A 16,024-nucleotide genomic window follows, 5' to 3' on the forward strand; every position below is an offset into this window, starting at 1 on the left:
AACAAATGCGCGGTGACGCCGCCTTGCAAAGAAGTTTAGCCCTGCCGTCCTGACTGCGCCGTCGCGCCGTCATTGATCTTGCAGGAAAATCCATGACCACCCGACTGACCCAGATCGCCGCGACAGCAGCGGCGACCCTTCTTCTTTCCACCTCGGCCCATGCGGGCGCACCCGAACAGACCGCCCCCGAAACCGCGCTTGCCATGCCGGCGGCCCCGCGCGCCCTTTCGCCCTTTGACGGGGCCTGGGTCGGCCTGTCCATGGGAAAGGGCTACAGCGCCGTCGGGGTCAGGGCCGGTGTCGGCCTGAACGATACGGAATTGAACATCCTGTCGCTGTCCTATCCCGACAGCGGCGCCAGCGGCGCGGTCTTCGGGGCCGAGGCGGGCTATGGCCGCAGCTTCGGAAACGGCTGGTACTGGGGCGCGCAGATCGACCATCTGGTGACCGACCTCGAAGCCAATGCCGACCTCGGCATCCACATCCGCAACCCGGGTAACGTCGGCCCGCCCGCGATCGACGGTGATTTCGGCTACAGCGTCCGCGTCAAATCCATGACCTCGGCCTTGGGGCGCATCGGCTACAAGATCAACGACAGTTCCATGATCTACGGCCTTGGCGGCCTGACGGTCGGCCGGATCGATGCCTCGCTCGTCGGCATCAATCCCGCGAATTCCATGCACAGCTTCGTGCTTCCCGCCGTGACCCTCGGGCTTGGCATCGAGACGATGGTCGCGGAAAAGACCTCGCTCAAGTTCGAATACCGCAGCACCAACTTCGGCTCGGAAACGCTGGACTACATCGACGCGGGCGGGGGTTTTCCGGTGAATTTCCATTCCTCGGTCAGCAGCCGGGCGGATTCGGTCCGCGTCGTGCTGGTCCACCGCTTCTGACAGCCGGACGCGACAAAGACGGCACCGGGGCGGGGCAAAGTTTGCAAACTTTGCCCCGCTTCGCTTTCAAAGGCGAACTGGCGCGCCCTTTGCAAAACTTTGCAGCCCGTTCTGCGCCTTTTCTGCAAACATAATGCCGCACCCCCTGCCGCACCCCCGCAACAGCGTTGCGCGAAAGCCCCCCGCCCTTGTAACAAACCGCAACTCGTGGAGGAGGGCATACCGTGGCATACCGTGAGATCTACGCAAAGTGGAAGGCCGACCCCGAAGCCTACTGGCTCGAAGCCGCAGGCGCGATCGACTGGGTAAAGCGCCCCGCCACCGCACTGAACGCCAGCCGCGCGCCGCTTTACGAATGGTTCACCGATGCCCGCGTCAACACCTGCTGGAACGCGGTAGACCGCCATGTCCTTGCCGGACGCGGCAAGCAGGCGGCCATCATCCATGACAGCCCCGTGACGGGAACCAAGCATGTCATCACCTATGCCGAACTGCTCGACCGCGTCTCGCGCCTTGCAGGGGCGCTGAAAGCGCGCGGCGTGGGCAAGGGCGACCGTGTCATCATCTACATGCCGATGGTCCCCGAGGCGCTGGAAGCCATGCTTGCCTGCGGCCGCATCGGCGCGATCCATTCGGTGGTTTTCGGCGGTTTCGCCGCAGCCGAACTCGCCGTGCGCATCGACGATTGCAAACCCAAGGCGATTCTCGCCGCCTCATGCGGGATCGAACCGAACCGCGTGGTGCATTACAAACCGCTTCTCGACGGCGCGATCGACCTTGCCAGCCACAAGCCCGATTTCTGCGTCATCCTGCAACGCGAGCAGGAAGTGGCGAAACTGGTCGAAGGCCGCGACCTTGCGTGGCATGCCTTCCAGTACGGCGTGGATCCCGCCCCCTGCGAACCGGTCGAGGGCAACCACCCCGCCTATATCCTTTATACCTCGGGCACGACCGGCGCGCCCAAGGGCGTGGTCCGCCCGACGGCAGGCCACCTTGTCGCGCTGGCATGGACCATGCGGGCGATCTACGATTGCGGCGCGGGCGATGTGTTCTGGGCCGCCTCCGACGTGGGCTGGGTCGTGGGCCACAGCTACATCTGCTACGCCCCGCTCATCGCGGGCTGCACCACCATCGTCTACGAGGGCAAGCCCGTCGGCACCCCCGACGCGGGCGCCTTCTGGCGCGTGATCGAGGAACACAGGGTCCGCGCCTTCTTCACCGCGCCCACGGCGCTGCGCGCGATCAAGCGCGACGACCCCGAGGGCAAGCTGGTCAAGGATTACGACCTCTCCCGCCTCAAGGCGCTTTACCTTGCCGGCGAACGCGCCGACCCCGATACGATCCACTGGGCGCAGCGGCACCTGAACGTGCCGGTCGTCGACCATTGGTGGCAAACCGAAACCGGCTATGCCATCGCGGCGAACCCCCTGGGGATCGAACATCTGCCGGTCAAGGTCGGCAGCCCCTCGGTCGCCATGCCCGGCTTCGACGTGCAGGTGCTGGACGAAGGCGGCCATCCCCTTCCCGCAGGCCAGCTCGGCGCCATCGCGATCAAGCTTCCCCTGCCCCCCGGCACCCTGCCGACATTGTGGAACGCCGAAGAGCGGTTCCGGAAATCCTACCTGTCGCACTTCCCCGGCTTCTACGAAACCGGCGACGCGGGCTATATCGACGAGGACGGCTATCTCTACATCATGGCCCGCACCGATGACGTCATCAACGTCGCGGGCCACCGCCTTTCCACCGGCGCGATGGAGGAGGTGCTGGCCAACCACCCCGAGGTTGCCGAATGCGCCGTGATCGGCGTGTCCGATGCGCTCAAGGGCCAGTCGCCGCTGGGGTTCCTGTGCCTGAACAAGGGCTGCACCACCCCGCACGACCAGATCATCCGCGACTGCGTGCAACTGATGCGCGACAAGATCGGCCCCGTGGCCGATTTCAAGCGCGCCGTGGTGATCGACCGCCTGCCCAAGACCCGCTCGGGCAAGATCCTGCGCGGCACGATGGTCAAGCTTGCCGATGGCGAGGCATTCAAGATGCCCGCCACCATCGACGACCCCGCCATCCTTGACGAAATCCGCGCGGCGCTTCAGGGGATCGGGCTGGCCAAGGGCTAGGCGCGCCCTGCCCGCAACGCACTGGACCGCACCCCGCCCTGCGCGTAACCTTGCAGGCATGAGCCTCGCCGCGAACCCGCCCCCCTGCCCCTGGGCCGCCGCCGCCCCCCTGATCGGGGATGGCGCGGCGCTGCGCGGCATCCTCGACCTTGCCGGCCCCGAGACCGGGCAGCGTATCCTCGTGCAGATGGAACTCGACCTCGCCGCCACGCTCTCGGCCCTGCAAGAGGCCGTGGTGAGCGGCGATTTCCGCACGATCCGCGCGCAAAGCCATGTGCTGGTCTCGATCGTCGGCACGATCGGCGCGATGCGGCTCCATGCGGCCGCGCGCCGCCTGAACGAAAGCGCCCATGCCGAAGATGCGGCGCGCGTCGCCTTCGAAACCGCCGAACTTGCCCGCGACGGGGCCGCCCTCGCACGGGCAATAGGGCGCATCAGGGCGCAAGCATGACGACACCCCTGCTGCTGATCGAGGACACGCCGTCGCTCCAGATGGTCTACCGTTCGGTGCTGACCTCGGCGGGCCATGCGGTGCGCGTCGCTGCCACCGCCGCCGACGGCCTTGCCGCCTTTACCGAGGTGAAGCCCTCGGTCGTCCTGCTCGACCTCGTTCTGCCCGACCGCGACGGGCTGGACCTGATGGCCGACATGCTGGCCCAGCGGCCCGAGGTGCATGTGATCGTCATCACCGCCAACGGCTCGATCAACAAGGCGGTCGAGGCGATGCGCGCGGGGGCGCATGATTTCCTTGTCAAACCCTTCGACGAGACCCGCTTTCTCGGCGCGGTCGACAATGCCCTGACCGGACGCCCCCCCGCCGGACGCGCCGCACGCCCCGCGCCGCGCCCGCGCGCCGCCCCGGCCACGGCAAGCCCCGCCTCGGATGCCTTCATCGGCGCGTCCGAGGCGATGGAGCGCATCCATGCCAAAATCCGGTCGGTCGCCCGCTCGATGGCAACGGTGTTCATCACCGGCGAAAGCGGCACAGGCAAGGAACTCTGCGCGCTGGCGGTCCATGACAATTCGGCCCGCGCCTCGGGGCCCTTCATCGCGCTGAACTGCGGCGCGATCCCGCAGGACCTGCTGGAATCCGAGGTTTTCGGCCATGTGAAGGGCAGCTTCACGGGGGCGATCTCGGACAAGCCGGGGGCGGCGGCGGCGGCAGATGGCGGCACGCTGTTTCTGGACGAGATCTGCGAAATGGCCCCCGCGCTGCAAACGAAACTGCTGCGCTTCCTGCAAACCTCGACCGTGCAGCCCGTCGGGGCGACGCGGCCGCGCAAGGTGAATGTCCGCATCGTCTGCGCCACCAACCAGGACCCGCTCGAGGCCGTCCGCCGCGGCCGGTTCCGCGAGGATCTATACTACCGCCTCTTCGTCGTGCCGATCCACATGCCCCCGCTGCGCGAGCGGGGCGAGGATGTGATCGAAATCGCCCGCGCCGCCCTTCAGCGTTTCTCGGCCGAGGAAGGCCGCAACTTCACCGGCTTCTCGCCCGAGGTCGAAACCCTCTTTCTCCGCCATCCCTGGCCGGGCAACGTGCGCCAACTGCTCAACGTCATCCGCCATGTCGTGGTGCTGAACGACGGCGGCCTCGTCACACCCGCCATGTTGCCCGAAAGCCTGCCGCGCGGGCTTGAAGCCGCCGCCCCCGAACCAGAAAGGGACCACGCCGCCGCAGCCGACCCGACGCGGCTTGGCGACCTGATCGGCCGCCCCCTCGCCGAGGTGGAGCGCCTGCTGATCGAAGCGACCCTCGCGCGGTGCAACGGATCGGTGCCAAAGGCGGCGCGGATGCTCGAACTCTCGCCCTCGACGCTGTATCGCAAGATCGAAGGCTGGAAGGACGCCTAGCGCGGCCCCGCTTCCGGCTCGGCCATTGGTCGGCGGCACAAGGGACGGCGGCACAAGGGACGGGGGCCACCAGCGCAGAACGGGTCAGGTGCCGCGCGCCGCATCCGGCGCAAAGGGGGGCTGTCTGCCCCCCTCACCCCCCGAGGATATTTTCACGAGTATGAAAGCCGCGAGGCGGTGGCTTTGCCCCTTCGCACTCGGGCAAATATCCTCGGGGGAGTCGCCGCAAGGCGATGGGGGCGGAAAGCCCCCCCTCTACGCTGGCCCCCTGCGCTGGCCCCGAACAGGCACGACCCTGCGGGCAGGGTCAGACGAATTGTTCGTTGATCAAGCGCTCTTCCAGACCGTGCCCCGGATCGAAAAGGATGCGGTGGCGCACGTCCGGGTCGGAACAGACCTCGACGCTCGCCACCTCGCGCACCGAGCCGCGGCTGTCGGCATCGGCCATGACGGGGCGTTTCTCGGCCTCGAGCACCTCGAAGCGCACCACCGCCGTCTTGGGCAGCAGCGCCCCGCGCCAGCGGCGGGGGCGAAAGGCCGCCATCGCCGTCAGCGCCAGCACATCCGACCCGATGGGCAGGATCGGACCATGCGCCGAGTAGTTGTAGGCGGTCGATCCCGCAGGGGTTGCGACCAGCGCGCCGTCGCAGACCAGCTCTTCCATCCGCACGCGGCCATCGACGCTGATGCGCAATTTCGCCGCCTGCGGCCCCGCCCGCAGCAGCGACACCTCGTTGATCGCAAGCGCCCGCGTCTCGACCCCGTCGACACCCACCGCCGTCATCCGCAGCGGGTTGATCACCGCCTCCTCGGCCATGTCCAGCCGCTCGGGCAGGTCGCCGGGCTGGTAGGCGTTCATCAAAAAGCCCACCGTGCCGCAATTCATGCCGTAGACCGGCAGGGCAAGGCGTTCGGTATCGTGCAGCGTCTGCAACATGAAGCCGTCGCCGCCCAGCGCCACCACCACATCGGCCTGCCCCAGCGGGGCCTGCCCGTAGCGCGCCGTCAGCACGCGCAGCGCCTCTTGCCCCGCCGCCGAATTGCTCGCCGTAAAGGTGATCCGCGCAAAGCCCATCGGCCCCGTCCCCCCATATCCGACCCGCACCTTGCGAAGCGCGGGCGGCAAACTCAAGCCCCATCGGCCCGCCTGCGGCGCTTTCCGAAACCCGCCGCCGGTTTCCGATACGTCGCTTTATTTCGCAGCGACCCCCATTGGAGTCGTTTTCTTGCCTTTCCGCATGGCGGCCCTTGCACTAGATAGGCGCCAAGCGCGCATTTCCAGCTTTCCGCCCCGAGAGGAGCCCTTCATGAACGCCCCCCACCGCGACACCGGATTTTTCACCGAAAGCCTGACCACCCGCGACCCCGAGCTTTTCGGCGCGATCACGCAGGAACTCGGCCGCCAGCGGCACGAGATCGAACTGATCGCCTCGGAAAACATCGTCAGCCGCGCGGTGATGGAAGCCCAGGGCTCGGTGATGACCAACAAATATGCCGAAGGCTATCCGGGCAAGCGGTACTACGGTGGCTGCCAGTATGTGGACATCGCCGAAAACCTCGCCATCGAGCGGGCCTGCAAGCTTTTCGGTTGCGATTTCGCCAATGTGCAGCCGAATTCGGGGTCGCAGGCCAACCAGGGCGTGTTCCAGGCGCTGATCCAGCCGGGCGATACCATCCTCGGCATGTCGCTCGACGCGGGCGGTCACCTGACCCACGGCGCTGCCCCCAACCAGTCGGGCAAGTGGTTCAAGGCCGTGCAATACGGCGTGCGCAAGCAGGACCTCGAACTGAACTACGATCAGGTCGCGGAACTGGCGGCCGAGCACAAGCCCAAGCTGATCATCGCGGGCGGGTCGGCCATTCCGCGCATCATCGACTTCAAGCGCATGCGCGAAATCGCGGATTCGGTCGGGGCCTACCTGCTGGTCGACATGGCGCATTTTGCCGGTCTGGTGGCGGCGGGCCTTTACCCCTCGCCCTTCCCGCATGCCCATGTGGCGACCACCACCACGCACAAGACGCTGCGCGGCCCGCGGGGCGGCATGATCCTCACGAATGACGAGACCATCGCCAAAAAGGTCAATTCGGCCATCTTCCCGGGCATCCAGGGCGGCCCCCTGATGCATGTGATCGCCGCCAAGGCCGTCGCCTTCGGCGAGGCGCTGCAACCCGGCTTCAAGACCTATCAGCAACAGGTCATCAAGAACGCGCAGGCGCTGGCGGACGAGTTGATGAAAGGCGGCCTCGACATCGTGACCGGCGGCACCGACACGCATCTGATGCTGGTCGACCTGCGTCCGAAGTCGGTCAAGGGCAACGCGACCGAAAAGGCATTGGGCCGCGCGCATATCACCTGCAACAAGAACGGCATCCCCTTCGACACCGAAAAGCCGACGATCACCAGCGGGGTCCGTCTTGGCACCCCCGCCGGCACGACCCGCGGCTTCGGCGAGGAAGAGTTCCGCCAGATCGGCCGCTGGATCACCGAAGTCGTCGACGGCCTTGCCGCGAATGGCGAAGAGGGCAACGATGCCGTTGAAGCCAAGGTCAAGGCCGAGGTCGAGGCGCTTTGCCAGCGCTTCCCGATCTATCCGGGCCTCTGATCGCTTTCGCACCGGACCGGAAAGGCGCGCTCGCGACGGGCGCGCCTTTTTCCTTGCGTCGCCTTTCCTTGCGTCGGCCGTGGCGGCGGGTGGCCTCTGCCCCCCTGCCGCCGCGACCGCCCGCCCACTTGACGCCCCCGCCCCCTTGACGCCCCCGCCCCGCCCCGCTTCACTCGTCAGCACCTTTACCCGCCATTGCCGAGTGCCCCATGACCCTGCCCCAAGCCACCAGCCGCATCGAACGGACCTTGGGCGACTGGGCGCGCTGCCGCCTGCCGCTGCCGCTTGCCGAATTCGCCATGTTCGTGCTGAAGCAGGGTTGGGCCTGTCTTTTCGGCGGTCTCATGCTGGCGGCCATCCTTGCCAGCAAGGCGGTCTGGCACCCCGACTGGCCGCTTGCCCGCTATGACGCGCTTTTCCTTTTCGCGCTGCTCGCGCAGGCCGCCTTCCTGCGCTTCCGGCTCGAGACATGGGACGAGGCGCGGGTGATCCTTCTGTTCCACCTGACCGGCACGGCGATGGAGTGGTTCAAGGTCCATGCCGGATCATGGTCCTATCCCGAAGCCGCGTTTTTCAAGCTGATGGGCGTGCCGCTGTTTTCGGGCTTCATGTATGCCGCCGTGGGCAGCTACATGGCCCGCGTGATCCGGCTTTTCGACATGCGCTTCACGCCCTATCCGCCCTTTGCGGCCAGTGTGCTGCTGGCAGGGGCGATCTACGCGAACTTCTTCACCCACCATTTCCTGCCCGACCTGCGCGTGGTCCTTTTCGCGGCCACCATCGCGCTTTACGGCCGCACCCGTGTGTGGTTCCGCATCTCGGGGCCGCATATCTGGATGCCGCTGCCGCTGGCGGCGGCCTTGTCCAGCCTTGCGCTCTGGGTGGCGGAAAACATCGGCACGGCCACGGGCACATGGCTTTATTCGGGGCAGATCGCGGGGCAGGCGGTCAGCTTTTCCAAGCTCGGCGCGTGGTATCTGCTGCTTTACGTCTCGTTCGTGACCGTCACGCTGGTCAGCCGCGCCGCCCTTGGCGGGCCTGCTCCCGCCCCAGCACCCGCCTCTCGCCCGGCTGGAAGCCCGAAGCAAAGCGCCCTATAAGCGGCCCCATGCTTGCCCTGACCCGCCACCCCGCCGCCACCCCGACCGATGCGCCGCCGCTGGTCATCGCGCATGGCCTTTTCGGCACGGGCCGCAACTGGGGGGTCATCGCGCGCCGTCTGGCCGATATCCGCGACGTCTGCACCGTCGACATGCGCAACCACGGCGACAGCCCGCGCAGCACGACCCACGGCTACCCCGACCTTGCCGCCGATCTGGCCGAAGTCGCCCGCCACATCGGCGCGCCGATCGACCTTTTGGGCCATTCGATGGGCGGCAAGGCGGCGATGCAGCTTGCGCTGACCGAACCCGCCCTGATCCGCCGCCTGATCGTGGCCGATATCGCGCCTGTCGCCTATGCCCATGACCAGACCCGCCATATCGACGCGATGCGCGCGCTGGACCTGACCGGCCTCTCCACACGGGCCGAGGCCGACCGCCGCCTGTCCGCCCATATCGACGACGCGGGCCTTCGCGCCTTTTTCCTGCAATCGCTCGACCTCAAGGCCGCAGGCGGGCCGCGCTGGCGGCTCAACTTCGACACGCTGGCCGCCGAGATGCCCAAGATCGTCGGCTGGCCCGAAACATCCGGCCGGTTCGACCATCCGGCCCTGTTCCTGACGGGGTCGGAAAGCCATTACGTCAAAGCCGAATACCGCGACAAGATCCGCTCCCTGTTCCCCAAGGCGCGCTTTGCGAGGATTGCCGGAGCGGGCCACTGGCTCCACGCCGAAAAGCCGCGCGAATTCGAGGAAACGGTCAGGGTATTCCTGACCGCCCCCGAGTCCGCACCCGCACCCGTCACGGCCTGAAGCCCGCCCTCAGCCGGGGCGCTTCATCCGCAAAAGAGCGCCATCCTTCAGGATGAACTGGTGCCACAGCGCTGCCAGCACATGGACCGCGATCAGCACGATCAGCACGGGCTTCACCAGCGTATGCAGGTCGGCGATATCCTCGCTTGCGCCGAACCACGCGGCCAGACCGACCAAAGGCGCCACGATCAGAATGGCGTAAAAGGCCCAATGCCCGATCTTGGCGGCCAAGGCTTGCAGCCCCTCGCCCTCGTCCGGCACGCCGCGCGACAGGCGCTGGCCCAGACGCCACACCATCAGCAGGCCGATCAACAGGCCGGCTACGATATGCGCCACCGCCTGCAACGTGTAGCCCGATGCTCCATCCTCGACGCGCGCATCGAAGCCGCCGCTGATGCCTTCACCAAAGACAAGTTGCAGGATCACCAGCACCGCGACGATCCAGTGCAGGCGGATTTGAAGAATACTGTAGCCAAGCGGTTTGCCAGACATGGGCTGTCACCTTTCGATCCGTGGTCAATGGGGCCAGCATGGACCCGCTGCGCTGCGGCGTAAAGCCCGCAGCACCAGGGCGCGGGCCATCAGCCGCCGCAGGGCAGGCCGCCACCGTCCGGCCCGCTGCGCCACGAAAGGGCGCCCGATCCGCGCGATCCGCCTTGATCCCTGTCAAACCCGCGTCAGAAAAGGATGTCGTCCAGATCGTCGCCCGCAGCCACGGGCGCCGTGGGCACTGCCGCCGCCACCGCCAAGGCCGCACCCTCCACGCCCGAAGCCAGCGCACCGCCGACGATGCGGTCGTGCAAGTCGCGCTCGGATTGCATGGTATAGCCCTTGCGCAAGGCCAGCATCCGCGCCGCGCCCTCGGCATCCAGCGGCGGCCTCGGGCCAAGCATCGCCCGCCGCGCCGCAAGCGCCGCATCGACGAAGGCCATCTCGCGCAGCAGAAGCTGGAAGCGCAGCAGGTGCTGCTCGGCCTGCCGCAGCCGCAAGGGCAGGCTTTGCCCCGCCGCGTCGAACAGGCGCGCGGCATCGCCACGCCCTTGCCCGATATCGGCCATCACCGCCCCCAGACTGCCCGCATCGGCAAAGAAACCCTGCAAGGCCGCATCCAGCCCCGCGATCCGGTCGCCGCCCAGCCCATCCGCCAGCGCGGCCGTGCGGCCAAGCACCTCTTGCAGCCGCAGCACGATGGCGTCGCTTTCGTCGGTCAGCGTGCGCAGCCATTGCGCAAGCTCGCGCAGCGCTCGCCCCTCTTCGCCCAGCTTGGCGCAGATCAGCACCGCATTCAGCCCCGACAGCCGCACCTGATGCCCGATCTGGCGCAGCGCCGTTTCGTGCTTCAGGATCGTGCCGAGCCGCTCGCGCAGATCGACCGCGCGCTGCCGCATCTCGTCCAGCCGGCCGCGCACGCGGTCGAGCGCGCCGTCGAAAGCCTCGACACCCCCGGTCGAGGCCGCGGGGGCAAGATAGAAGCTCCGCGCCTTGGCGACCGTCTGCTCTGCCTCGGCGCGCACCGACTCGGCTGTCCTGACCGACACGGCGATTTCGGCCCCCGCCGTCTCGACCGCATGGGCGACCAGCGCCTGCGTCAGTTCCAGCAAAAGCGCCTCGTCACGGTCGCCGCTGCGGGCCTCGGCCAGAATGCCGCGCACCGCCTCGAGCCGCTGGCGCGTGGCATCGCCCGATTGCAGGCCGATCACCAGACGCGCCACATCGGCGTCGATCATCTCCATCTGCCCCGCAAGGGCCGCGTTCGTGCGCGCCAGTTCGCCCTGCCGCGACAGCACCCCTTCGGCCACCCGTCCGAAACGGCCCAGCGCGGGCAGGACGCGGTGGCCCAGCTCCTCGCGCAGTTCCTGCGTCACCTCTTCCATCGCCGCCATGTCCGCGCCGATCACCGACATCGCCTCGCGCACCTCGGCCAGAATGCCCTCGGCCTCGGCGGCCATGACGGCAAGGCGTTCGATGAAGGCCGTCACCTGCGGGCGCGGCGGGATCAGCCCGTTGCCCTGGATGCGCGCGTTGATCGAGACGTTGGCGATGGTGCGCACCACGCGGTCCAGATCGGCCACCTCGACCCTGACGCCGCGCACCGCCAGCCGCAACGAGTCGCTGGCCGCAAGAAAGCTGTCAAATCCCGCCTGCACCTGCCCGACATGGTCGCGCGTGCCGTCGATCAGCGCGGCAAGCCTGTCGCCGTTCTCGGGGCCGAAGGTCACGCGCAAGCGGTCGAACTGCCCGCCCAGCAGCCGCAGCAGATCGACCGAGGCGACCAGATCGTCGCCCGCCGCCAGATAGCTTGCCTCGGTCCGGCGCAGCACCTCGCGCAGCACCTCGTCGGCGTCACCGAACCCCGCAGCGGCCACAGACCCGGCCACCGCTCCCCGCGCCATGATGGTCATCCCGTCGCTCCCAACCGTTGCCTGCGGGCAAAGCCCATGATCGCCGCCGCCATCCGTTCGAGCGACAGCGTCTGCACCGCGCTGCCCATCTCGACCGCCTCGCGCGGCATGCCGTAGACGACGCAACTGGCCTCGTCCTGCGCGATGGTGGGCGCGCCCATCGCCTTCATCTCGCCCATGCAGCGCGCACCGTCATCGCCCATGCCGGTCAGGATGATCCCCAGCGCATTGGACCCCGCCTGCACCGCGGCCGAGCGGAACAGCACATCGACCGAAGGCCGGTGCCGGCTGACCTGCGCGCCGCCGACCACATGCGCCCGATAGCTGGCACCGACACGGCGCAGCATCAGATGCTGGTCCCCCTGCGCGATCACCACCTGCCCCTGCGTCAGCGGCGCGCCGTCGACGGCTTCGGTGATGTTCACCGCGCAAAGCGAATTCAGGCGCTTGGCAAACGCCGCCGTAAAGCCGGGCGGCATATGCTGCACGATGGCGATGGCGGGCGCATCGGCGGGCAGCATTTCCAGAACCACCCGCAGCGCCTCGGTTCCGCCGGTCGAGGCGCCGATGCAGACGATGGGCTCCGTGCGCGGCACCGCCCGCCCGATCACCGGCGGCGGCAGGATCTCGTTCGCCGTCAGCTTCGGCCCCGGCGGGGCAATGCGCACCGGCGCGGGACGCTGCGGCCGCCGCCCGAGGCGGCTTTGCACCGCCGCATGGATCGCGTCGCAAATCCGCACCGTGGCCTCTTGCCGCGACGCCTCGTTCTGCGGCGAGGGTTTCAGGATCACTTCCACCGCCCCCGCCTCGAGCGCCTCGAAACTTTTCTCGGACCCGAACTCGGTATGGCTGGAACAGACCACCACGGGCATAGGCCGTTGCTCCATGATCCGCTTGAGAAAGGTGATCCCGTCCATCCCCGGCAATTCGAGGTCGAGCAGGATCACATCCGGCAATTCGGCCTTCATCAACCGCACGGCGGCAAAGGCATCGCCCGCCGCCCCCATCACGCTCAGGCCCGGATCGCCCTCGACGATCTTGCGCAGCATCGTCCGGGCCGAGGTGGAATCGTCCACGATCAGCACCTTGATCTGCTCGGGCCCCTTGCCGGATTTGTGCGGTGTCAGCATGGCTCAGACTTTCTGGAAAATCGTGGGGCGCACTTGTTTCAGCCCATCCATCCGCACGACCATGCTTTCGGCATGGCCCACGACCAGATAGCCACCGGGGGCGACGTGGCTTGCCAGCCGCGCCACGACCCGTTCCTGATCGGGTCCGTCGAAATAGATCAGCACGTTGCGCAGGAAGATCAGGTCCACGTCGCGGTCAACGGGATAGGTCTCGTCCATCAGGTTCAGGTGGCGGAACCGCACATGGCGGCGCAGTTCCGGCACCACGCGCACCTTGCCCGCCACGCTCGGATGGCGCGACGACATGAAGTAGCGCTTCACCAGATCGGGCGGCACGGTCGACAGTTGGTCCGCGCCATAGACCGCCTCTGCCCCGCGTTCGAGCATGCGCTGCGAGATGTCGGTGGCCAGCACCGCGAAATCGAACATCGCCCCGCGCCGCTGCGCCTCGGCCAGCACCATCGCCGAGGTATAGGCCTCGGCCCCTTCCGAAGCCGCCGCACTCCACAGCTTGAAGCGCGGCTTGCGCGCGCCCTTGGCCTGCGCCAGCCGCTTGGGCAAGGCCTCGTTCACCAGAAAGTCGAAATGGTCGGACTCGCGGAAGAAGCTGGTCGTATTGGTCGTGATCAGGTCGATCACGATCCGCAACTCCTCTTCCATCCCCTGCCCTTCGAGCAACTGGCCCAGATAGGCTTCCATATCGCTCAGCCCGAAGGCCAGCACCCGCTTGCGCAGCCGCTGCTCGATCATCACCACCTTGCTTTGCGGCAGGCTGATCCCGGTCAACGACCGGATCAACTCGCGGAAGCGGTCACTGTAGCTTGTGCCGCCGGCTGTCATCGTATTCATCACACTGGTCCCAAATCACACGACGCCCTGAAACTCGGGCAGGTCCACCCGCTCGAAAAGACGGTCGAGGTCGAGAACGCTGACGACCTCGCCCTTCAACCGCCCGATTCCGGCAATGGCGCTGCCCGACCAGCGCAGCAGATCGGCCTCGGCCATCGGCTTCACCAGTCCGCCGTCCAGTTGCGTCACCTCGATCACGCGGTCGGTCTTGACCCCGATGATCGCCCGCCCGCCGCGATGCGCGACCCAGACGACAAGAATGCGCGTCTGGCCCGTGTCCTCGCCCACGCCCCGCCCCAAAAGGCGGCGCAGGTCGACCACCGGTATATTGGCCCCGCGCAGGTCGATGATCCCCAAAAGGTGATCGGGCGCGTTGGGCATCACCGCCACCGGCCGCAGGTCGAGGATCTCCTGAACCCGGATCACCTCGACCGCGTAAAGGGCGGCATCGGCGACAAAGGTCACCACATCGCCCATGGCAGACCCCTCCACCGCAGCGCCCCGGTCGTCGGGGGCGCCGCTGCCTTCGATTGCGGCATCCAGCATGGTTGCCCCCTTACGCCGCGTCGCGGCGTTTGAAGTTGGCGTCGTTCTCGTCACCGTCTCCGGCAAGGTCGAAATCGAAGCCGCCGTCATTGCGCAGGGGCTTGCGCGGCAGCGCAGGCTGGCGCGCCGCCGCGACCGAGGCGGCAGGCCGCATCCGGCCATTGCCGATGATCACGCCATTCGCGCCCGCATCGTCGATCTTGAAGAACTCGACCGCCGCGGCCAGCGCGTCCGACTGGCTTGCCAGCTCGGTTGCGCTGGACGACATCTCTTCCGACGCGCTGGTGTTCTGCTGCGTCACCTTGTCAAGCTGCTGGATCGACATGCTGATCTGCGCCGAACCCGTCGCAAGCTCGCGGCTGGCTGCCGAAATCTCGGTCACAAGGGCGCTGGTCTTTTCGATGTCGGGCACAAGGCCCAGCAGCATTTCGCCCGCGCTTGCCGCCGTCCGCACGGTGCTTGCCGACAGCGACGAGATTTCCGCCGCCGCCGTCTGGCTGCGTTCGGCCAGCTTGCGCACCTCGGCCGCCACCACCGCAAAGCCGCGGCCATGCTCGCCCGCCCGCGCCGCTTCCACGGCGGCGTTCAGCGCCAGCAGGTCGGTCTGACGCGCGATTTCCTGCACGATCATGATCCGGTCGGCGATGGTCTGCATCGCATCCACCGCATCGGCCACGGCCTTGCCGCTGGTGCGGGCATCTTCCGCCGATTTCAGCGCCATCCGCTCGGTGATCTGGGCATTGTCGGCGCTTTGCTTGATGTTGGCCGACATTTCCTCGACCGAGGCGCTGGCCTCTTCCGTCGATGCCGCCTGCTCGGTCGCGCCCTGGCTCAGCTGTTCCGAGGTGGCCGCCATCTGCGCCGAACCCGACGCCACGTTGCGCACGGCCATCGACACATTGCCCACGACCTCGCGCAGTTTCAGCACCATCTCGTTGACGGTCTCCTGAAGCTGCGCCACCTCGTCATTGCCCTTGGTGGCCATCGTCCGGCGCAGATCGCCCGAAGCAACCGCCGTCGCCAGTTCGATGCACTGCTTCATCCGGCCCGAAATCGACAGCACGACGAAAGCCGCCGAAACCGACCCGACCAGAAGCGAGGCGACCAGCATCCCGATCAGCATCACACGGGCATTGGCATATTCCTCGTTTACAAGGGCAACAGCCGCATTCGACTCCTCATGCACGGCATTGCGCAGGGCCTCGATCGCATCGTTGTTCTCGACCTCGTAGGCCAGCGCATCGCCCAGCAGCAGATCGTTCGCCGCAGCCGATTGACCCGACGCGTTCAGCTTCAGGATGCGGTCCGCCAGTTCGGCGTTCTTTTCATGTTCGACGATATAGGCGTCCAGCAGCGGAATCTGCTCGGGCGGCAGCGTGTCGCGCATCACCTGCAAATCCTTGTCGATCTGCGCGTGGATCGCCTCGCGGTCCGCCATCATCCGCGCAGGGCGGCCGGCATCGGGCACCGACGGATCGACAAGGCTTTCGCGCAGGTTGACCTGCAACAGCAGTTCCTGCGTGATCAGGTCCTCGGCCGTCAGCATCCGCAGCACGTCCGATGCGACCAGTTCCGTGATGGAATCATTCGACGCCTTGAGGTCCCGCAAGGCCATCACCGCCGAGATACCGCTCAGCAGGAAGACAAAGGCGAAGATCGCCCCCAACTTGGTTTTGATCGTGAATTTCATTACTGTCACCCTTGGTTTATTCGTCGTC

General features: G+C 67.2%; 14 protein-coding genes. 7 read left to right on the forward strand and 7 right to left on the reverse strand.

Translation table 11 applies throughout. The features are described 5' to 3' along the window. Window positions 1-92: 92 nt before the first annotated feature. From H7F16_RS01295 to H7F16_RS01310, 4 genes are all read left to right on the forward strand, one after another. Complete coding sequence (locus H7F16_RS01295; protein WP_185795749.1) at window positions 93-893, forward strand: outer membrane protein; 801 nt, start codon at window positions 93-95, stop codon at window positions 891-893. Between the two features lie 224 nt (window positions 894-1,117). Continuing rightward, window positions 1,118-3,010, forward strand: a complete 1,893-nt coding sequence (locus tag H7F16_RS01300; protein WP_185795750.1) for an AMP-binding protein — start codon at window positions 1,118-1,120, stop codon at window positions 3,008-3,010. Window positions 3,011-3,068: 58 nt separating this feature from the next. Next, on the forward strand, window positions 3,069-3,461 hold the full coding sequence (locus tag H7F16_RS01305; RefSeq protein ID WP_185795751.1) for a hypothetical protein: 393 nt from the start codon (window positions 3,069-3,071) through the stop codon (window positions 3,459-3,461). Then, window positions 3,458-4,864 (forward strand): sigma-54-dependent transcriptional regulator, encoded by a 1,407-nt coding sequence (locus tag H7F16_RS01310; protein WP_185795752.1) that lies wholly within the window; start codon window positions 3,458-3,460, stop codon window positions 4,862-4,864. The genes H7F16_RS01305 and H7F16_RS01310 overlap by 4 nt, the downstream gene beginning before the upstream one ends. Before the next feature lie 307 nt (window positions 4,865-5,171). On the opposite strand, the gene H7F16_RS01315 is transcribed toward H7F16_RS01310, so the two are convergent. Next, a complete protein-coding gene (locus H7F16_RS01315) occupies window positions 5,172-5,939 on the reverse strand; it encodes an NAD kinase (protein WP_185796594.1) in 768 nt (255 codons plus the stop codon). Window positions 5,940-6,171: 232 nt separating this feature from the next. Between H7F16_RS01315 and glyA the strand changes: the two genes are divergently transcribed. The 3 genes from glyA (at window position 6,172) to H7F16_RS01330 (ending at window position 9,379) form a co-directional block, all read left to right on the forward strand. Then, window positions 6,172-7,467 carry a serine hydroxymethyltransferase gene (glyA, locus tag H7F16_RS01320; RefSeq protein ID WP_185795753.1) on the forward strand — a complete coding sequence of 432 codons (1,296 nt, stop codon included), beginning with the start codon at window positions 6,172-6,174 and terminating at the stop codon, window positions 7,465-7,467. Window positions 7,468-7,676: 209 nt separating this feature from the next. Next, on the forward strand, window positions 7,677-8,567 hold the full coding sequence (locus H7F16_RS01325; protein WP_185795754.1) for a DUF817 domain-containing protein: 891 nt from the start codon (window positions 7,677-7,679) through the stop codon (window positions 8,565-8,567). 8 nt (window positions 8,568-8,575) lie between these two features. Further along, on the forward strand, window positions 8,576-9,379 hold the full coding sequence (locus H7F16_RS01330) for an alpha/beta fold hydrolase (protein ID WP_185795755.1): 804 nt from the start codon (window positions 8,576-8,578) through the stop codon (window positions 9,377-9,379). Window positions 9,380-9,388: 9 nt separating this feature from the next. Here the strand turns inward: H7F16_RS01330 and H7F16_RS01335 are convergent, their stop codons facing one another. The 6 genes from H7F16_RS01335 to H7F16_RS01360 all read right to left on the reverse strand — a co-directional run bounded on the left by H7F16_RS01335 (window position 9,389) and on the right by H7F16_RS01360 (window position 15,996). Further along, entirely contained in the window at window positions 9,389-9,871 is a 483-nt protein-coding gene (locus H7F16_RS01335) for a cytochrome b (RefSeq protein ID WP_185795756.1), read from the reverse strand. Window positions 9,872-10,056: 185 nt separating this feature from the next. Beyond that, window positions 10,057-11,781 (reverse strand): coiled-coil domain-containing protein, encoded by a 1,725-nt coding sequence (locus tag H7F16_RS01340; protein WP_185795757.1) that lies wholly within the window; start codon window positions 11,779-11,781, stop codon window positions 10,057-10,059. After that, on the reverse strand, window positions 11,778-12,908 hold the full coding sequence (locus H7F16_RS01345; RefSeq protein WP_422121100.1) for a protein-glutamate methylesterase/protein-glutamine glutaminase: 1,131 nt from the start codon (window positions 12,906-12,908) through the stop codon (window positions 11,778-11,780). The genes H7F16_RS01340 and H7F16_RS01345 overlap by 4 nt, the downstream gene beginning before the upstream one ends. A gap of 6 nt (window positions 12,909-12,914) precedes the next feature. Then, window positions 12,915-13,760: a CheR family methyltransferase gene (locus tag H7F16_RS01350; protein ID WP_241741121.1), complete on the reverse strand. Its 846-nt coding sequence runs from the start codon at window positions 13,758-13,760 to the stop codon at window positions 12,915-12,917. Between the two features lie 15 nt (window positions 13,761-13,775). Continuing rightward, entirely contained in the window at window positions 13,776-14,306 is a 531-nt protein-coding gene (locus tag H7F16_RS01355; protein ID WP_241741124.1) for a chemotaxis protein CheW, read from the reverse strand. 10 nt (window positions 14,307-14,316) lie between these two features. Then, window positions 14,317-15,996, reverse strand: a complete 1,680-nt coding sequence (locus H7F16_RS01360) for a methyl-accepting chemotaxis protein (RefSeq protein WP_185795759.1) — start codon at window positions 15,994-15,996, stop codon at window positions 14,317-14,319. Between the last annotated feature and the right edge of the window lie 28 nt (window positions 15,997-16,024).

The organism is Paragemmobacter straminiformis (genome assembly GCF_014243445.1).
Lineage (GTDB): Bacteria > Pseudomonadota > Alphaproteobacteria > Rhodobacterales > Rhodobacteraceae > Paragemmobacter > Paragemmobacter straminiformis.

Excerpts from the sequence above, each read along its gene's own strand:
- H7F16_RS01295 (WP_185795749.1), top strand. The coding sequence starts at position 93 with ATGACCACCCGACTGACCCAGATCGCCGCGACAGCAGCGGCGACCCTT.
- H7F16_RS01305 (WP_185795751.1), top strand. The coding sequence starts at position 3,069 with ATGAGCCTCGCCGCGAACCCGCCCCCCTGCCCCTGGGCCGCCGCCGCC.
- H7F16_RS01310 (WP_185795752.1), top strand. The coding sequence starts at position 3,458 with ATGACGACACCCCTGCTGCTGATCGAGGACACGCCGTCGCTCCAGATG.
- H7F16_RS01315 (WP_185796594.1), bottom strand. The coding sequence starts at position 5,939 with ATGGGCTTTGCGCGGATCACCTTTACGGCGAGCAATTCGGCGGCGGGG.
- glyA (WP_185795753.1), top strand. The coding sequence starts at position 6,172 with ATGAACGCCCCCCACCGCGACACCGGATTTTTCACCGAAAGCCTGACC.
- H7F16_RS01325 (WP_185795754.1), top strand. The coding sequence starts at position 7,677 with ATGACCCTGCCCCAAGCCACCAGCCGCATCGAACGGACCTTGGGCGAC.
- H7F16_RS01330 (WP_185795755.1), top strand. The coding sequence starts at position 8,576 with ATGCTTGCCCTGACCCGCCACCCCGCCGCCACCCCGACCGATGCGCCG.
- H7F16_RS01335 (WP_185795756.1), bottom strand. The coding sequence starts at position 9,871 with ATGTCTGGCAAACCGCTTGGCTACAGTATTCTTCAAATCCGCCTGCAC.
- H7F16_RS01340 (WP_185795757.1), bottom strand. The coding sequence starts at position 11,781 with ATGACCATCATGGCGCGGGGAGCGGTGGCCGGGTCTGTGGCCGCTGCG.
- H7F16_RS01350 (WP_241741121.1), bottom strand. The coding sequence starts at position 13,760 with ATGAATACGATGACAGCCGGCGGCACAAGCTACAGTGACCGCTTCCGC.
- H7F16_RS01355 (WP_241741124.1), bottom strand. The coding sequence starts at position 14,306 with ATGCTGGATGCCGCAATCGAAGGCAGCGGCGCCCCCGACGACCGGGGC.
- H7F16_RS01360 (WP_185795759.1), bottom strand. The coding sequence starts at position 15,996 with ATGAAATTCACGATCAAAACCAAGTTGGGGGCGATCTTCGCCTTTGTC.